Here is a 16,223-nt window from a genome sequence, read left to right as displayed (position 1 = left end):
CTCGGAGCAGACGGCTTCGGCTTCTCCGACACCCGCCAAGCCGCCCGCCGCTACTTCAAAAACGACACCCACTCCATCGTCGCCAAAACCCTCCAACTCCTCGCCGCCAAGGGTGAAGTCGAAGAAGGTGCCCTGGAAAAGGCGATCGATAAGTACCGGCTCCTGGATGTGAACGCCGGCACCACCGGCGGAGCAGGCGGCGACGCCTAAGAAGGAACCCGGAAAACCAGGGCACCAGTCCAGGTTGTACGAACTCAGGCAGTACCCGCGACGGCGGCTTCCATCGGAAGGTGGGGGCCGCCGTCGGGCGTTTAACAAAGGCTTTTCTGCGCTCAACATGACGTGACCAGCGACAACATAAGTTGTAGCCTTCGCACAAATGGAGCTTGCCCGTGATGCACCGTATGCTCGTTCCATGGCAGAGCCCAGCAAAATCACTACAAAGCGCAAAGCAGCAACCCAGGCATTGTCGCCGGAAAAGGCGGAGACCCTGCGGCAGCTCCGTGCAAATGTGGGGCAATTGTCCACCAGCACCATGCGGCAGCTTGAGAAATCGCTGCCTTGGTACAGTCGACTGAGCTCTGATGAACGCTCCGCTTTGGGGCTCGTGGCCCAAAATGGCATTGCCGCTTTCGTGACCTGGTACGAGCGCCCCAGTTCGCCGTCGTGGATCCTGACCGACGTCTTCGGCAATGCACCCACGGAACTGACCCGCTCCATCAGCCTGCAGAAGGCCCTGCAGTTGATCCGGATCGTAGTGGAGGTCGTCGAGGACCAGGTTCCTGTGATCGCTCCTGAATCGGACCAGCCTTCGCTCCGCGAGGCGGTGCTCCGCTACTCCCGTGAAGTGGCGTTCGCGGCCGCGGATGTCTACGCCCGCGCGGCGGAATCACGGGGATCCTGGGATACCCGGCTTGAGGCGCTGATTGTGGACGCAATCCTGCGGGGCGAGAACACAGATGCATTGCGGTCAAGGATCGCCGCCCTGGGTTGGAAGGCGCAGGAGCGCTTCACCGTCATGGTGGGCAACTCGCCATCGGAGCCCAGCGCCAGCTACGTCAGCGATTTACGCCGGACTGCCGGCCGTTTCGCAGAAGACGCGCTCGTAGGAATCCAGGGTGACCGCCTCATCCTCATCCTCGGCGGGGTCCAGGACCGCGATACGGCGTACTTGAAGCTCAGTGAACTGTTTGCGCCGGGCGCAGTCGTGTACGGGCCCGAGGCCGGCTCGTTACTGGAGGCCAGTACGTCGGCCCAGGCCGCCTTCGCCGGCCTTACCGCAGCCCGCGCCTGGCCCTCGGCGCCTCGACCTGTCGCAGCGGACGATCTCCTCCCGGAACGCGTTGTTTCCGGGGATGATGCGGCCCGGCGGTCCCTCATCAAGAATATTTACCGCCCGCTGCTGGCAGCCTCGAACGGCTTGGTGGAAACCTTGGGAACCTACCTCGAGCTGGGACATTCATTGGAGGCCACAGCGCGTGAATTGTTCGTCCATGCCAACACTGTGCGCTACCGTTTGAAGCGTGTCTGCGATGTGACTGGCTGGGATCCGCTCCTCCCAAGGGAAGCATTCGTACTTCAAACTGCCCTGGTGGTGGGCCGGCTTTCGGCCCAGCCCAAAGCCGCCCCCGAGCGTCACGCATCGCGTTCACAGAACTGAACCGTTGTAGACTTCCTACAAACTGACCCAGTGAGCTTGGTGTACGAAAACACCAGTGGATCACGTGGCAATTTGGAAAGCTGGATACGTGCTTGCAATCGTCTGCCCTGGACAGGGCTCCCAGACCCCTGGATTTTTGGCCCCTTGGCTGGAACTCCCCTCCGTCGAAGGCCAATTGGCCACCCTGAGCGAGATCGCAGGCATCGACCTCAAGGCCCACGGAACCACGTCCGATGAAGAAACCATCAAAGACACCGCAGTGGCCCAACCCCTGATCGTGGCCGCGGGCTTGGTGGCAGCCAGGTCTTTGTTCGACGTCGAACTCAACACACTTCCCGTTGTGCTTGCAGGGCACTCCGTCGGTGAAATCACGGCTTCAGCCCTTGCCGGCGTCCTCACTGAGAAGGAAGCCATGACTTTCGTCCGCGAGCGGGCCAACAGTATGGCTGCCGCAGCAGCGGTAACCCCCACGGGCATGAGTGCAGTGGTCGGTGGTGACCCCGCGGAGGTCCTCGCCGCCATCGAGGCGTCGGGCGCCACTCCCGCCAATGTGAACGGAGCCGGCCAGACAGTGGCCGCAGGAACGTTCGAGCAGCTCAAGGCCTTGGCTGACAACCCGCCGGCCAAGGCGCGCGTCATTCCGCTGAAGGTGGCCGGCGCCTTCCACACCTCGCACATGGCTCCCGCCGTCAGCGCGCTGGAAGCCCTCAAGCCTTCCTTGTCCCCGCAGGATCCGACAGTCCCCCTTCTGTCCAACTACGACGGCAAGGAAGTAACGGCGGGTACTGCCGCCGTCGACAGCATGATTGCACAAGTGTCCCGGCCCGTCCGGTGGGACCAGTGCATGGAGAACCTCTCCGCCCGCGGAGTCACCGGTGTGATCGAATTGGCTCCCGCCGGCACCCTTGCTGGTTTGGCCAAGCGTGGAATGCCCGGCGTCAAGACAGTTGCTGTCAAAACCCCGGACGATTTGTCTGCGGCGCTGGCACTTTTCGCTGAACTGGAGGGACAGGCGTGAGCACTCCCGTACTCAAGAAAGCTACGGTCAACGAGAACGCCCGCATCCTGGGCATCGGCGCATACCGTCCCGATGTCATCGTCACCAACGACGACGTCTGCCAGTGGATCGATTCCTCGGATGAATGGATCCGTCAGCGCACCGGCATCATCACCCGCCACCGCGCAGCTGCCGATGTCAGCGTCATTGACATGGCCGAAGGTGCCGCCCGCGAGGCCATCAAGCAGGCCGGGATCGAACCTTCCCAGCTGGGCGCAGTCATCGTCTCCACCGTGACGCACCCTTACGCAACACCGTCAGCCGCCGCTGCCCTTACGGAGCGTTTGGGCGCGACGCCGGCACCCGCCTTCGACATCTCCGCCGCCTGTGCAGGGTACTGCTACGGCGTTGCCCAGGCAGACGCGCTGGTGCGCTCCGGTTCTGCCGAATATGTTCTGGTGGTTGGCGCCGAGAAACTCTCGGATGTCATCGACAACCACGAACGCACCATCTCATTCCTGCTCGGCGACGGTGCCGGCGCAGTAGTGGTGGGCCCCTCCGACACTCCCGGCATCGGACCTTCAGTATGGGGCTCGGATGGCAGCAAGTGGGACGCGATCGGAATGACCCACTCTTTGGAAGACGTCAAGAAGCTGGGTGAATCCGCCCGCCACTCGGACGAAACAGATGACCTCGCAATCATCTCTGCAACGCAGGATGTTTGGCCTACGCTGCGTCAGGACGGCCAGACTGTTTTCCGGTGGGCCGTGTGGGAAATGGCCAAGGTGGCCCAGCAAGCGTTGGACGCTGCCGGGATCGAAGCCAGCGACCTCGCCGCGTTTGTTCCCCACCAGGCGAACATGCGCATCATCGATGAGATGGTGAAGAAGCTGAAGCTTCCCGAGACAGTCCTCATTGGCCGCGACATCGCCCAAGCCGGCAATACGTCAGCCGCTTCCATCCCGCTGGCCACGCACCGCCTGCTTCAGGAGAACCCTGGACTCAGCGGTGGATTGGCATTGCAGATCGGCTTCGGCGCTGGATTGGTATTCGGTGCCCAGGTAGTCGTCCTGCCATAGACCTGGACAGGCCCCGCGGCCTCCAGCCAACTGAATATGACTTACAAACCCAAACCGTAACCGCGGTTTGCCCCCTTTCCGGCATAGCCGGCACAACAAGAAAAGGAGCCAACAATGGCTAGCAACGAAGAAATCCTGGCCGGCCTGGCTGAAATCGTCAACGAAGAAACGGGTCTGGCTACCGAAGCCGTCGAGCTGGACAAGTCCTTCACCGAGGACCTGGACATCGACTCCATCTCCATGATGACCATCGTCGTGAACGCCGAAGAGAAGTTCGGCGTACGCATCCCGGACGAAGAGGTCAAGAACCTCAAGACCGTCGGGGACGCCGTCAGCTTCATCGCAAACGCCCAGGCCTAAGCCTGGTACCTGCTGTGCCGGGCCAGGGTGGTTGACCCTGTGCCCGGCACAGCCGCAGTAACGCCCAAAGTTTTTCCTGCCGTCCCCTGCAAAAACCGCAGACGGGATGGCTGATCCGACAGAGAGTGATCGCATGGCACGCAAAGTAGTCATAACCGGTCTGGGGGCCACCACTCCCATCGGCGGCGACGTCCCCACAATGTGGCAGAACGCGCTGAAAGGGGTCTCAGGTGCCCGCACGCTCGAAGACGAGTGGGTGGCCAAGTACGACCTCCCCGTCCACTTTGCTGCCCGGTGCTCGACGCCGGCCCTGGAAGTCCTGAGCCGGGTGGAAGCCAAGCGCATGGACCCATCCACGCAGTTTGGTGTCATCGCTGCCCGGGAGGCATGGGCCGACGCTGGCATCGAGGACATCGACCACGACCGCCTGGCGGTGGCCTTTGCCACGGGTATCGGCGGCGTATGGACGCTCCTTGATGCATGGGACACCCTCAGGGACAAGGGTCCCCGTAGGGTCCTGCCAATGACCGTTCCCATGCTTATGCCCAACGGCGTAGCCGCTGCCGTCAGCCTTGACCTCGGCGCCCGCGCCGGAGCCCACACTCCAGTTTCTGCTTGCGCATCCGGTACCGAGGCCCTGCACCTTGGCTTGGACCTGATCCGCTCGGGCAAGGCCGATGTGGTCATGTGCGGTGGGGCGGAAGCCGCGATTCACCCCATGCCCTTGGCGGCTTTCTCGTCCATGCAGGCACTCTCACGCCGCAATGACGATCCTGAGCGCGCCTCCCGTCCGTACGACGTCGACCGTGACGGCTTTGTCATGGGTGAGGGTGCCGGTGCCCTGGTACTTGAAGCAGAAGAGCACGCGATCGCCCGCGGCGCCCGCATCTATGCTGAGCTTGCCGGAACCTCGGTCACAGCTGACGCCTACCACATCACAGCTCCTGACCCCGAAGGTCTCGGCGCCACCCGCGCACTCAAGGCCGCAATGTTTGACGGCAGGATCCAGGCTGAAGACGTAGTCCACGTCAATGCCCACGCCACCTCCACACCGGTTGGCGACAAGCCCGAGTACACGGCCCTCCGTGCCGCCTTGGGGACCCACGTGGACAACGTGGCGGTCTCTGCCACCAAGTCCCAGATGGGGCACCTCCTGGGCGCCTCCGGGGCTGTAGAGGCTGTCCTCACTGTGCTGGCCGTCTATGAGCGCAAGGCACCCGTCACCATCAACCTTGAGAACCAGGATCCCGAGATCCCCCTCGACGTCGTAACCTCCGCCCGTGACCTGCCTTCGGGCGACATCGTCGCGCTGAGCAACTCGTTCGGATTTGGCGGACACAACGCTGTCATCGCCGTCCGCAACGTCTAGGAGCTGCGTCCGCCGGATGCCGTGAGGTGAATGGACGAGAAGGGCCCACCATCAGGTGGGCCCTTCTCTGTTGCTATGGGAATGTTGTGGCGGTCAGGCGTTGCTGCTACCCGACCTGGTGCAGCCACCGGACCGGGGCGCCCTCAGCGGCGTGGCGGAAGGGCTCCAGTTCCTCGTCCCAGGCTTCGCCGAGGGCCAACGACAACTCATGGTAAACGGCCGACGGATCTCCCGCTCCTGACTCATAGGCATAGCGGATGCGATCCTCACTGACCATGATGTTGCCGTGCACATCCGTGACAGCATGGAAGATCCCCAATTCCGGAGTGTGCGACCATCGGGCCCCGTCCACGCCTTGGCTGGGTTCTTCAGTCACTTCGTACCGCAGGTGTGCCCAGCCCCGAAGAGCAGACGCCAACTGGGCACCCGTGCCGGGCGCACCTGTCCAAGACAGTTCGGCACGGAACATTCCGGGCGCAGCTGGCTGAGGGGTCCACTCAAGATCGGTCCGCTTGTCCACGACCGATCCGATGGCCCACTCAACGTGCGGGCACAACGCCGTAGGGGCCGAGTGCACGAAAAGGACACCGCGGGTTGTTGCAACAGACATTCCATCCTCCATAGCTGTAGGTACGTCTTCCCCAACGACCTCTGCAGCGGATGTCTTTCTGTTGCTGCCCGGCCCTGTCATTCTTATGGACCCTGCAGGCTATTCAATTAGCTAAGACTCTTAGATTGTGACACGAAACGAACCCTCAACCCTAAATTGAAGGTTCGGCGGTGGTGCTTTCATTTTGCCGTACCCTTCCCTTTTCCGCCAGTGCGACTCTTTGGGCGTTATGTTCAGGCCCGGGGATGTGCCTGCTGGTAGCTCTTCCGAAGCCTGTCCACGGAAACGTGGGTGTATATCTGGGTAGTGGCGAGGCTACTGTGACCAAGAATTTCCTGCACGGCGCGAAGATCCGCCCCACCATCCAGCAGATGGGTCGCGGCACTATGCCTCAAGGCGTGGGGCCCCGTTGCAGCCGTGTCGCCAAGTGCCTCCAGCAGGACGGCTACAACCGCACGGACCTGGCGTGGGTCAACGCGGTTTCCTCTCACGCCCAGGAACAGAGCCGGCCCGCTCGTGGCAGTCACCAGCGCCGGGCGTCCCCGGCGAAGCCAGTCGTCGATGGTAAGGGCAGCTGGAACTCCGAAAGGAACGGTACGCTCCTTGTTTCCCTTGCCAATGACGCGGAGGGTCCGTCTATCCGGATCCATGTCATCGATGTCCAGCCCGGCAAGCTCCCCAACCCGCACGCCGGTTGCGTACAGCAACTCCACCATCGCTCGATCCCGGATGGCCAGAGGACCTCCATCCGCCGCGGCAGCGTCAAGGCTATCCACGACCCTGAGAATTTGCTGCTGCTGCAGGACTCCAGGCAACGATTTCACGCGTTTAGGAGCCTGCAGCCGAATGGCTGGATCCGTGGCGATGAGTTCCTCCCTCAAAGCCCACTTAGTGAACGACCTGGCCGTGGCAGCCCGGCGGGCGAGGGTGGACCGGGCCATGCCGGCTTCGCTTTGTGCGCCCAACCACCGGCGCAGAGAACCCAACTCCAATTCATCGAGATCGCGTATGCCCTCCTGGACCGCGAATCCGAGAAGGCTGTGCACATCTGCCAGATAGGCGCGGACAGTATGTGCCGACCTCGCGCGTTCACCGCGTAGGTAGCGTTCGAATCCCTCCGCTGCGCTCTTGAGCGATGCCGGCAATAATTCTGCGTCCACCCTTCCAACTTTGCCAGCAACATGGACCGTCGCTGCGTATCAACATGCTTCGCTACTTGTCCGCCCTACGCATTCTTGGTGCGCTTCCAAGCCCCCCGTTCCGAGGACGCGAGTCCCAGCAGTCCCAATCGCCCCAAGCCCGCGCGGACAGTGTCCGGGCTGAGGCCGGCAACTATTGTGAGTTTCTCCACGGAACTTGCCGATCGAAGCGGTAAGGCGTCCAGGAGAATCAGGTCTTCCAAGGACAGGCCATCATGAGGCGCGGCCGGCGAATCCTTCTCGGAGCCGATCACCTCACCGTTCCGACCGGCCAATTCAGCGATTTCTCCAACGTCCGTCACACAGATCGCCCCGCCATCGCGGAGCAGCCTGTGGCACCCAGCCGAATTCGCGCTGTGAATGGATCCCGGGACAGTTGCCACTACCCGTCCTATGCTCTCGGCGTGATGGGCCGTGTTCAGTGCGCCTGAGCGCCATCGTGCTTCCACCACCACCGTGACAGCCGCCAGTGCGGCGATGAGGCGGTTTCGCTGCAGGAACCGGTACCTCGTAGGGGCAGATCCGGGTGGCACCTCGGAAATCACCGCTCCTTGGTTGGCCACAGCACGAAGCAGATCCTCGTTTCCGGAGGGATAGAAGCGGTCCACTCCCCCAGCCATGACTGCAATGGTCGGTACGTTTGCGACCCCGCCACGGAGGGCCCCACGGTGGGCGTGGGCGTCAATGCCATAGGCTCCACCGGAAACTACGCAGTATCCACGTTGGGCCAAGCCGTAGGCAAGGTCCCCCGTCACAGATGCTCCGTAGCTCGTGCTATCCCTGGACCCCACCAGCGCGATGGTCTGCCGGGTTGATGGAAGGGGTTGCTCGTGTCCGCGCCACCACAGGCACAAAGGCTCCTGAAGGCCGAGGTCCGACAATTGCCCTGGCCATAGCTCGTCGCCGGGAACGATCAGGCGGCCACCGAGCCTCTTCATCGTCTCCAGGTCACGGTCCGGTGCAAGGTCCGGAACACGTGGAGCCCACCGTCGCTTGCTGGCCGTGAGCCCCGGCCAGGAAGCCGGGCCTCCGCTTTCGGTCAGTAAGGTGGAAATTTCCTGTTCCAGGCGTGGGCCGACAGCGAGTTCGCCGGTCGCGATACCCAGCGCGTCAACAGCTCCAACAGCATGAACCAAGGCGAGCCCCACGGAATCCTGTGGTTCCATCAGACGCGCCAGTGCTGCCCGTGCAAGCCTTTCCTTTTCCTGTTTCCCCAACACGACTGCGCTTGTGCGTTCCGTTGCCAGTTCGTCCTTCGTCACGTTGTCCTTCATGTCGTCGCCGTTGCTTGCCGGAGGCCGAGAGCTTGTCCGATGTGGTCTGCAGTGGGAACCCTGCTATGGTCCAGGTCTGCCAGCGTCCACGCCAAGCGAAGGACGCGGTCGTATCCCCGGGCAGTGAGAATGCCTCGCTCCAAGGCCGTGTCCAGGATGCGGGTGGTGCCCTGTGCCAGCCTCAGTTCCCCACGAAGGGTGCGTCCCGGTACTTGGGAATTGGTCTCAATGCCGAACGCCCCCAGGCGCTCGGCCTGCCTCAGCCTCGCAGCCAGTACCCGTCCTGCAACGGCGTCCGTTCGCTCTTCGGTACCTGCTTGTCCAAAATCGGCAAGGGACACGCGTTCCACTTGGAGTTGTATGTCGACGCGGTCCAGGAGAGGACCAGATATTCGGCCGAAGTACCGCCGCCGCATTATTGCGGTGCAGGTACAGTCCATCCCCTTGCCCGAGGCTTTGCCGCAGGGGCAAGGATTGGCTGCCAGTACCAGTTGAAACCGGGCGGGGTAAGCTGCCGTTCCCGCCGAACGGTGAATGACCAGCTCGCCGCTCTCCAAGGGTTGCCGCAGGGCATCCAGGACGCGTCGTTCATACTCGGGAGCCTCGTCCAGGAAGAGGACCCCACGGTGTGCCCTCGAGGCAGCGCCCGGACGGGGAAGCCCCGAGCCTCCGCCGATGATGGCAGCTGAAGTAGCACTGTGGTGGGGATTCTCAAACGGCGGCCTCCGGAGCAATGTTCCGGTTGATGAGCGGACCGCCGCCAGGGAGTGGATGGCAGTAACCTCCATTGCCGCCTTGTCCGCCAGGTCCGGCAAGAGTCCTGGCAAACGCTCTGCGAGCATCGTCTTACCGGCACCCGGTGGACCGGTCAGGAGCATATGGTGGCTACCTGCCGCTGCGACTTCCAGGGCGCGCCGGGCCTCCGATTGCCCCGAAACGTCGGAAAGATCGGGCACGATGCCCTCTGCGTCATCATTTTCATCCCCGGGATCAGCACCGGGCGGGTCGTAGTCCAGGGCGAGTTCTTTGGGGTCCGCACCGAAGTCGTACGCCAGCCGGGCAAGAGTCCGGTATCCCGTGACGCGAGCCCCCGGCACCAATGTTGCCTCCGCGACGTTTGCTTCTGCTACGACAATCTCCGGATACCCCGCCTGGACGGCAGCCATCACGGCCGGGAGGATGCCCCTCACCGGCCGAAGCCGGCCGTCCAAACCGAGCTCGGCAATGAAGACTGTTCCATCGATCGAACGAATGTCCTCCGCAGCACGGAGAACAGCCATGGTGATGGCGAGGTCAAAGCCCGAACCACGTTTGGGCAAGGATGCTGGAATGAGATTGGCGGTGATCTTCCTCCGGCTCAGAGGAATTCCCGAGTTCTGTGCCGCGGAGCGTATTCGTTCTTTGGCTTCGTTTAATGCGGCATCCGGGAGGCCCAGGATCACGAAAGCGGGAAGCGTCTGGCCGATGTCGGCTTCTACCTCGACGATGTAGCCGTTGAGGCCAACGAGGGCAATGCAGTAGCTGCGTCCGACCCCCATCAGCCAACACCCCTCAGGTGTTCCAGCTGGGGGTCTCCAATGCCGTCATGGATGACCGACACCACGTCCACACGTCTTTGCGGAGCATTCAGTTCATGCTCCCGGCACCACGATGACGCGAGCCGGTGCAGGCGTGCCAGCTTGGCTGGACCCACGGCTTCAAACGGATGTCCGTAATCCAGGCTGCTGCGGGTCTTTACCTCCGCGACCACCAGGGTGTCGCCCTCCAACGCCACGATGTCGATTTCACCGTCGGCGCACCGCCAATTTCGATCGACAATCCGCATGCCCTGGCCTTCCAGGAATCCTGCGGCCAAAGCCTCGCCGTTACGGCCAAGAATGTCTTTTGCCCTCATGAGCACCACCTCCGCTACCCAGCTTTCACGCTGGCAGCGGTCGGTGACAGACAGTCCCGGCGCTATGTGGGTAAACCCGTCACATCACCGTCTTGTGGAGGAAGAGTTATGCGGAAGCGGGGCTAATTCCCGAGATCGCCCAGATCTCCCAGGCCGCCATCCTTGGGCAACGCAAGGTCTTCATTGCGTGGAAGTTCCTCGACGTTGACGTCCTTGAACGTTATTACCCGGACATTTTTCACGAAGCGGGCTGAACGATAAACATCCCAAACCCACGCATCCTGCAGGGTTAGATCGAAATAGACTTCGCCGTCTGCGCTGCGGGCTTGCAAATCAACATGGTTGGCCAGGTAGAAACGCCGCTCAGTTTCGACAACGTAGCTGAACAAACCGACAACGTCCCGGTATTCACGGTAGAGCTGCAGCTCCATGTCGGTTTCATAGTTCTCAAGGTCCTCGGCGCTCATAGTTCCATCTTGCACCATCTGCCGCGCACCGGACGCCATCAGCAGGACACACGCTGCCAAGCAAGCAGTCAGACAACGTCCGGCCCGGTGAGGTTCCAGCTTGTCCGGTGATAGGCACTGGGACCCTGCAGCCTGATCACTTCGCGATGGGCTGCGGTGGCGTAACCCTTGTTTTCGTTCCAGCCGTACGCCGGTACTTCAGAGTGGAGATCAACCATGATCCGATCGCGAGCTACTTTTGCCAAAACACTGGCAGCAGCCACGCTGAGACAGCTCATGTCTGCCTTTACCTTCGTGTGGACCGGAGCTTCACACCAGGGTCCTGTGGGTGCGGTGTCGAACAGTGAAGCTTGAACTTCCGGAGAAAGCCAGTTGTGGCTGCCGTCCAACAACACGACGTCGGGCGTGATGCCACCGGCCAGAATCTCACACCACGCCCGCGTTCCCGCCAGGCGCAGGGCAGCTATGATACCCACCTCATCGATTTCGCGGGCGGACGCATGTCCAACTGCGGACGCTACAGCCCAGTCCCGGACCAAAGGCTCCAACCTGTCGCGATCCTCGGGCTTGAGCAATTTGCTGTCCCTGACATCGGCCAGAAGGGCGTGGTCCTGAAGATTGACCACTGCGATTCCCACACTCACGGGGCCAGCCAGGGCTCCCCTGCCAACCTCGTCCACACCTGCCAGCAGTCGAACCCGGGGAGACAGGAAGGAACGCTCGACGTCCAGGGTTGGAACGTCGGTCGGTGTCTTGGTTTTCAGCCGGGTGCTTCCCATGGCCGTTACTTTCCTGACGTGGCCGCGGGAACGTTCTTGAAGACATCCGGGTAATTGTCCAGCACCGTCCACCGGTTGACGGGCCAGGCGATGACCGTGGCCTTGCCTTCAACGTCCTCGATATTAATGAAACCACCATTGACTTCCTGGTGCGCCCGGGAATCGGCCGAGTGGTTGCGGTTGTCTCCCATCACCCAGACTTTGCCCTCTGGAACGACGATGTCAAACGGGTTGGGCTGGGGCACTTCCGCGGGATTGATGTATGTTTCGTCCACTGGCTTGCCATTGATGCTGACCCGACCCTGCGCGTCACAGCAGGAAACATGATCGCCCGGAAGCCCAATCACGCGCTTGACCAGGTGCTGCTCATTGTCGTCGGCTGCCAACCCGACGAATTCCAAAGTGTCGCCTACCCAATCAAGGGGTCCCGCCGGTTTCTTGAGAACTGCGGGCAGCCAACCTTGCGAATCCTTGAAAACCACGACGTCGCCCCGTTCCAAGGCGAAGGGCTCCGGCACCAGCAGATTGATGAAGATGCGGTCATTCACGTCCAAGGTGCTTTCCATGGATTCAGAAGGAATGTAGAACGCCCGGAAAAGGAAGGTCTTGATAAGGAAGGAGAGCACTACGGCAATGGCCACGACCGTGACGATTTCCTTCAGCCATCCAAGGACAGGGTTCCTGTGGGGCTTTTCGCCCTCTTCGGATTTGTTGCCGGTATCGTCAGTAGCGTCAGCGACCGGGCTGGGCTCAGCCACTCCGGCCACGCCAGCCGTTCCGTCCGAGAGCCGCGCGTCGTCGTCGTGCCGCTCGGGATTCTCGGGAACTTTGTCCGGCATTTATTGTCCGTTCTTTGATGGTTCGGCCTGCGCGGAGCGAGGCACCTCTGCAAATCTATCAAGGGGCCAGATAATCTGGACCGGTCTGCCGATCACCCGGTCAAGCGGGACCATTCCCCCACCGGGCGCTCCCAGCAGTCCGCGGGAATCAGCAGAGCGGGATCGGTGGTCGCCCATCAGCCAGAGCCGGCCCTCGGGGACTACGACGTCGAACTTCTGTTTGCTGGGTTCGTCTCCGGGATAAACATAGGGTTCCTCAAGTACCTGACCGTTCACTGTGAGGCGGCCGTCGGGGGAGCAGCACTGAACGTGGTCACCCGGAACCCCAATAACCCGCTTCACATATGTGGTGTCGCTTCCCGTGAGCCCGAACCACTGGCTTGCTGCAGCAGCCGCATCAACAAGGGGACCCTTACCGCTGCTGAGCGGGGCGAACGACCCACGCCCATCAAAGACAACCACGTCTCCACGCTGGATGGGCCCGGCGGTGAACGCCGTCCGCGAAACCAGGATCCTGTCCCCCGTGCCCAGCAACGGCTCCATGGACTCGGAAGGAATGTAGTAGACGTCGATCCACAAAGAGCGGACCAGGCCACTGATTGCGACGGCAAGGACCAATGCCAGCAAAACAAAACGCCAGCCCTGTTTCCGGGGCTGGCGTTCTGATGTGTCCATGACTCGTATCCCTGTTGCGTTGCGGATTGCTCCGGAACAAACCGGGCACGGATCCTGGACCCGTTGCGTAAGTCGTGGACTTACTTCGCGAAGTCGCGCTTTTCCTTGATCTTCGCAGCCTTACCGCGCAGTGCGCGCATGTAGTAAAGCTTGGCACGACGGACGTCACCCTTGGTGACGACCTCGATCTTGTCGATGATCGGGGAGTGTACCGGGAAGGTACGCTCTACGCCGACGCCGAAGGAAACCTTGCGCACGGTGAAGGTTTCACGAACGCCGTCACCCTGGCGGCCCAGGACGAAGCCCTGGAATACCTGGACACGGGAGTTCTTGCCTTCGATGATGTTGACGTGAACCTTGAGGGTGTCACCCGCGCGGAACTCGGGAACATCGTTACGCAGCGAGGCTGCATCTACGCTATCGAGGATATGCATTAATCCACTCCTGGTGAACGCCACAGGTCATCCACTTTGGGTTACGGCGGACAAGCCCGCGGCACAAAGCCAACCGGAAATCTCCGCCGAAGTTTCTTAGTGTCCGATTCCGCCACTGATTGGCGGCACCGGGTTGTCCGGCTGTTGGCTTCGCTCCCCCTGTGGCAGGTGCTGGCCCAGCAGACACAAGGGTTAATTCTGCCACACGCCCCGGCATCGGGCCAACTATGCTGACTCGCAATGCCCGGGGGCGGGCAGCGGGTCCGCTATGTCGCACTGCTTTCCGTGCGGCGGCGCAGGCGACCATCCACGACGTCGTAACCCAGGTCCGCGAGTGCGTTGCGGTCCGCACGACTCAACTGACCGGCGTCGAAGTGGTCAAGGAGGTCCGGACGGCGCTCGGCAGTGCGACGGAACTGTTCGTGACGCCGCCACTGCGCGATTTTTCCGTGATTGCCGCTGAGCAGGACCGGAGGCACTTCGTGGTCCCGCCATGAGGACGGCTTGGTATACACCGGATACTCCAGCAGGCCGTCCGAGTGGGATTCTTCAACGAGCGATTCGGGATTGCCCACCACGCCTGGAAGCAAACGACCGATGGCTTCCACCATGGCCAGGACAGCAACTTCGCCGCCATTGAGTACGTAGTCGCCAAGGCTGACAGGCCGCACCGTGAAGTGCTCGTGGGCCCAGTCGATGACGCGCTCGTCAATTCCCTCGTACCGCCCGCAGGCAAAGACCAACTGTTCCTCTTCGGCGAGCTCATAGGCAAGGGCCTGGGTGAACCTCTCCCCTGCCGGCGAAGGCACGATCAGCACAGGCTTGGTGCCCTCACGAACCGCGGCGACCGACTCGAGCGCCTGCGCCCACGGCTCGGGCTTCATCACCATGCCGGCGCCGCCCCCGTAAGGAGTGTCGTCCACGGTCCGGTGCTTGTCAGTGGTGAACGTCCGGAGGTCGTGGACGTTAAGTTCCAGGAGCCCATCCTGGCGTGCCTTGCCTATCAGCGAAAGTTCAAGCGGGGCAAGGTACTCAGGGAAGATGCTGACGACATCGATCCTCATTCAGGCATCATCCCCGGCGCCGTCCCTGGACTCCCCGGCCGTGTCATCGTTGATTTCGAAGAGACCAGCAGGCGGTGTGATGAGAATGAAGCCGTCCTCGATGTTGACCTCAGGCACGATCTCATCGACGAAGGGAACCAGGATTTCCTTCCCTTCCTCCGTCTTAATGGTCAACAGGTCCTGGACCGGCAGTGTGGTCAGAGCGGCAACTTTGCCCACAACCTGTGAGCCAACCCGCGCCTCCAACCCTACGAGTTCGTGCTCATACCAGCCTTCGTCGTCTTCGTCATCGAGTTCTTCGGTTTCGATGAAAAGCTTCGCACCACGGATGGCCTCGGCGGCGTTGCGATCTGCAATCTCTTCGAAGCCCAGCAGGAGGATGTCTTTGTTCCATCTGGCGCTTCGGATGGTCAGCGGGCCCGCAGAGGCCGGCTCGACGACGAATTCGGTTCCAGCGACGAAGCGCTCGGAGGGGGCGTCGGTGAGCACTTGCACCGTCACCTCGCCGCGTATGCCATGGGGTTTGCCGATCCGGGCCACCTGGAGCTGCATGGGTTCCTCTGAATTCTCGTTGTGCCCGCGCTGCCGGGCAGCAGCGGAAGTGAAATGATCGATAAAGCAATCCGGCCCCTCCACCATATTCGGTGAAGGGGCCGGATCTAAGACAAGTATTGCTGAGCGCGTTACCGGCGACGATCGGTGTCGACGACGTCGACCCTGACCTGCTCGCCACCTGCCAAGGCTGCAACCACAGTGCGCAATGCGCGTGCGGTACGTCCCTGACGGCCGATCACCCGTCCGAGGTCCTCCTGGTGAACACGCACCTCAAGGGATTCCCCGCGGCGGTTGTTCCTGGCACTGACCTTGACATCCTCAGGGCTGTCAACGATCCCACGGACCAAGTGCTCGAGCGCTTCTGCCAGCAATTTACTCAGCCTCGGTGGTCTCTGCTTCAGCCTCAGCCGGAGCTTCGGCTTCGTCCTTCTTGGCCTTCTTGGTGATGGCTTCCGGAATGATGACGGAACCCTTCTCCGGGGCTACGAAGGCTTCCTTCGGAGCTTTGGTCTTCAGGGTGCCTTCCTGGCCCGGCAGGCCCTTGAACTTCTGCCAGTCACCGGTGATCTTAAGGATCGCGGCAACCTGCTCGGTCGGCTGGGCGCCAACGGAAAGCCAGTACTGGGCGCGCTCGGAAGCGACCTCGATGTACGACGGCTCTTCGGTGGGGTGGTACTTGCCGATTTCTTCAATGGCACGGCCATCGCGCTTGGCGCGGGCATCCATGACGACAATGCGGTAGTACGGTGCGCGCATCTTACCGAAGCGCTTAAGGCGAATCTTTACGGCCACTTTTGTGGTCACTCCTGTTTCTGAAACGGGGTTGAACCCGACGTTCTGCACCCGTGGGGCGGGCCATACTTGGGGGTTCGAAAGGACAAGATTTGGGCACGGAGAGAGGGGCCGTGCCAATCAAGTACCTGACCATTGTGCCAGATGCGGGAAGTAATTACGACTTTCGCCACTCC

At 61.8% G+C, this 16,223-nt stretch carries 20 protein-coding genes; 6 read left to right on the top strand and 14 right to left on the bottom strand.

Going from position 1 to position 16,223, the window contains the following annotated elements:
* From J2Y41_RS20750 to J2Y41_RS20725, 6 genes are all read left to right on the top strand, one after another.
* Positions 1–210 (top strand): hypothetical protein (locus J2Y41_RS20750; protein WP_309931333.1); only part of this gene is annotated, 210 nt, incomplete at its 5' end.
* Between the two features lie 205 nt (positions 211–415).
* Positions 416–1,660 (top strand): CdaR family transcriptional regulator, encoded by a 1,245-nt coding sequence (locus J2Y41_RS20745; RefSeq protein WP_224090756.1) that lies wholly within the window; start codon positions 416–418, stop codon positions 1,658–1,660.
* 88 nt (positions 1,661–1,748) lie between these two features.
* Positions 1,749–2,678 carry an ACP S-malonyltransferase gene (locus J2Y41_RS20740; protein WP_224090757.1) on the top strand — a complete coding sequence of 310 codons (930 nt, stop codon included), beginning with the start codon at positions 1,749–1,751 and terminating at the stop codon, positions 2,676–2,678.
* Positions 2,675–3,736, top strand: a complete 1,062-nt coding sequence (locus J2Y41_RS20735; RefSeq protein WP_224090758.1) for a beta-ketoacyl-ACP synthase III — start codon at positions 2,675–2,677, stop codon at positions 3,734–3,736. Before J2Y41_RS20740 ends, J2Y41_RS20735 begins: the two co-directional genes overlap by 4 nt.
* A gap of 114 nt (positions 3,737–3,850) precedes the next feature.
* Positions 3,851–4,096, top strand: coding sequence for an acyl carrier protein (locus J2Y41_RS20730; RefSeq protein ID WP_011692310.1), 246 nt, complete (start codon positions 3,851–3,853; stop codon positions 4,094–4,096).
* Positions 4,097–4,229: 133 nt separating this feature from the next.
* Entirely contained in the window at positions 4,230–5,465 is a 1,236-nt protein-coding gene (locus J2Y41_RS20725; RefSeq protein ID WP_224164572.1) for a beta-ketoacyl synthase, read from the top strand.
* Between the two features lie 106 nt (positions 5,466–5,571).
* Here the strand turns inward: J2Y41_RS20725 and J2Y41_RS20720 are convergent, their stop codons facing one another.
* The 14 genes from J2Y41_RS20720 to rpsP form a co-directional block, all read right to left on the bottom strand.
* Complete coding sequence (locus J2Y41_RS20720; protein WP_309931327.1) at positions 5,572–6,075, bottom strand: DUF3145 domain-containing protein; 504 nt, start codon at positions 6,073–6,075, stop codon at positions 5,572–5,574.
* A 233-nt stretch (positions 6,076–6,308) separates the two neighbouring features.
* A complete protein-coding gene (locus J2Y41_RS20715; RefSeq protein ID WP_309931325.1) occupies positions 6,309–7,235 on the bottom strand; it encodes a tyrosine recombinase XerC in 927 nt (308 codons plus the stop codon).
* A 65-nt stretch (positions 7,236–7,300) separates the two neighbouring features.
* Positions 7,301–8,548, bottom strand: coding sequence for a DNA-processing protein DprA (dprA, locus tag J2Y41_RS20710; protein ID WP_396133572.1), 1,248 nt, complete (start codon positions 8,546–8,548; stop codon positions 7,301–7,303).
* Positions 8,545–10,086: a YifB family Mg chelatase-like AAA ATPase gene (locus tag J2Y41_RS20705; RefSeq protein ID WP_309931323.1), complete on the bottom strand. Its 1,542-nt coding sequence runs from the start codon at positions 10,084–10,086 to the stop codon at positions 8,545–8,547. Before J2Y41_RS20705 ends, dprA begins: the two co-directional genes overlap by 4 nt.
* A complete protein-coding gene (locus J2Y41_RS20700; protein WP_224090765.1) occupies positions 10,086–10,451 on the bottom strand; it encodes a YraN family protein in 366 nt (121 codons plus the stop codon). The genes J2Y41_RS20705 and J2Y41_RS20700 overlap by 1 nt, the downstream gene beginning before the upstream one ends.
* 113 nt (positions 10,452–10,564) lie before the next feature.
* Positions 10,565–10,909, bottom strand: a complete 345-nt coding sequence (locus J2Y41_RS20695) for a DUF2469 domain-containing protein (RefSeq protein ID WP_216923842.1) — start codon at positions 10,907–10,909, stop codon at positions 10,565–10,567.
* Between the two features lie 68 nt (positions 10,910–10,977).
* On the bottom strand, positions 10,978–11,688 hold the full coding sequence (locus J2Y41_RS20690; protein WP_224090766.1) for a ribonuclease HII: 711 nt from the start codon (positions 11,686–11,688) through the stop codon (positions 10,978–10,980).
* 5 nt (positions 11,689–11,693) lie between these two features.
* Complete coding sequence (gene lepB / locus J2Y41_RS20685) at positions 11,694–12,527, bottom strand: signal peptidase I (RefSeq protein ID WP_309931319.1); 834 nt, start codon at positions 12,525–12,527, stop codon at positions 11,694–11,696.
* The gene (gene lepB, locus J2Y41_RS20680) at positions 12,528–13,202 is read right to left on the bottom strand and encodes a signal peptidase I (RefSeq protein ID WP_224090770.1); all 675 of its coding nucleotides are present in this window, start codon (positions 13,200–13,202) and stop codon (positions 12,528–12,530) included.
* 80 nt (positions 13,203–13,282) lie between these two features.
* Entirely contained in the window at positions 13,283–13,636 is a 354-nt protein-coding gene (gene rplS / locus J2Y41_RS20675; RefSeq protein WP_014922079.1) for a 50S ribosomal protein L19, read from the bottom strand.
* Positions 13,637–13,902: 266 nt separating this feature from the next.
* A complete protein-coding gene (trmD, locus tag J2Y41_RS20670) occupies positions 13,903–14,700 on the bottom strand; it encodes a tRNA (guanosine(37)-N1)-methyltransferase TrmD (protein WP_224090779.1) in 798 nt (265 codons plus the stop codon).
* Positions 14,701–15,252 carry a ribosome maturation factor RimM gene (rimM, locus tag J2Y41_RS20665; RefSeq protein ID WP_224090781.1) on the bottom strand — a complete coding sequence of 184 codons (552 nt, stop codon included), beginning with the start codon at positions 15,250–15,252 and terminating at the stop codon, positions 14,701–14,703. It lies immediately after the preceding gene.
* 131 nt (positions 15,253–15,383) lie between these two features.
* Positions 15,384–15,626, bottom strand: a complete 243-nt coding sequence (locus J2Y41_RS20660) for an RNA-binding protein (protein ID WP_144659985.1) — start codon at positions 15,624–15,626, stop codon at positions 15,384–15,386.
* A 1-nt stretch (position 15,627) separates the two neighbouring features.
* Positions 15,628–16,047: a 30S ribosomal protein S16 gene (rpsP, locus tag J2Y41_RS20655; RefSeq protein WP_017199647.1), complete on the bottom strand. Its 420-nt coding sequence runs from the start codon at positions 16,045–16,047 to the stop codon at positions 15,628–15,630.
* Between the last annotated feature and the right edge of the window lie 176 nt (positions 16,048–16,223).

The organism is Arthrobacter sp. 1088 (assembly GCF_031455315.1).
Taxonomy (GTDB): domain Bacteria; phylum Actinomycetota; class Actinomycetes; order Actinomycetales; family Micrococcaceae; genus Arthrobacter.
This window is presented reverse-complemented; position numbering and strand designations above follow the sequence as displayed.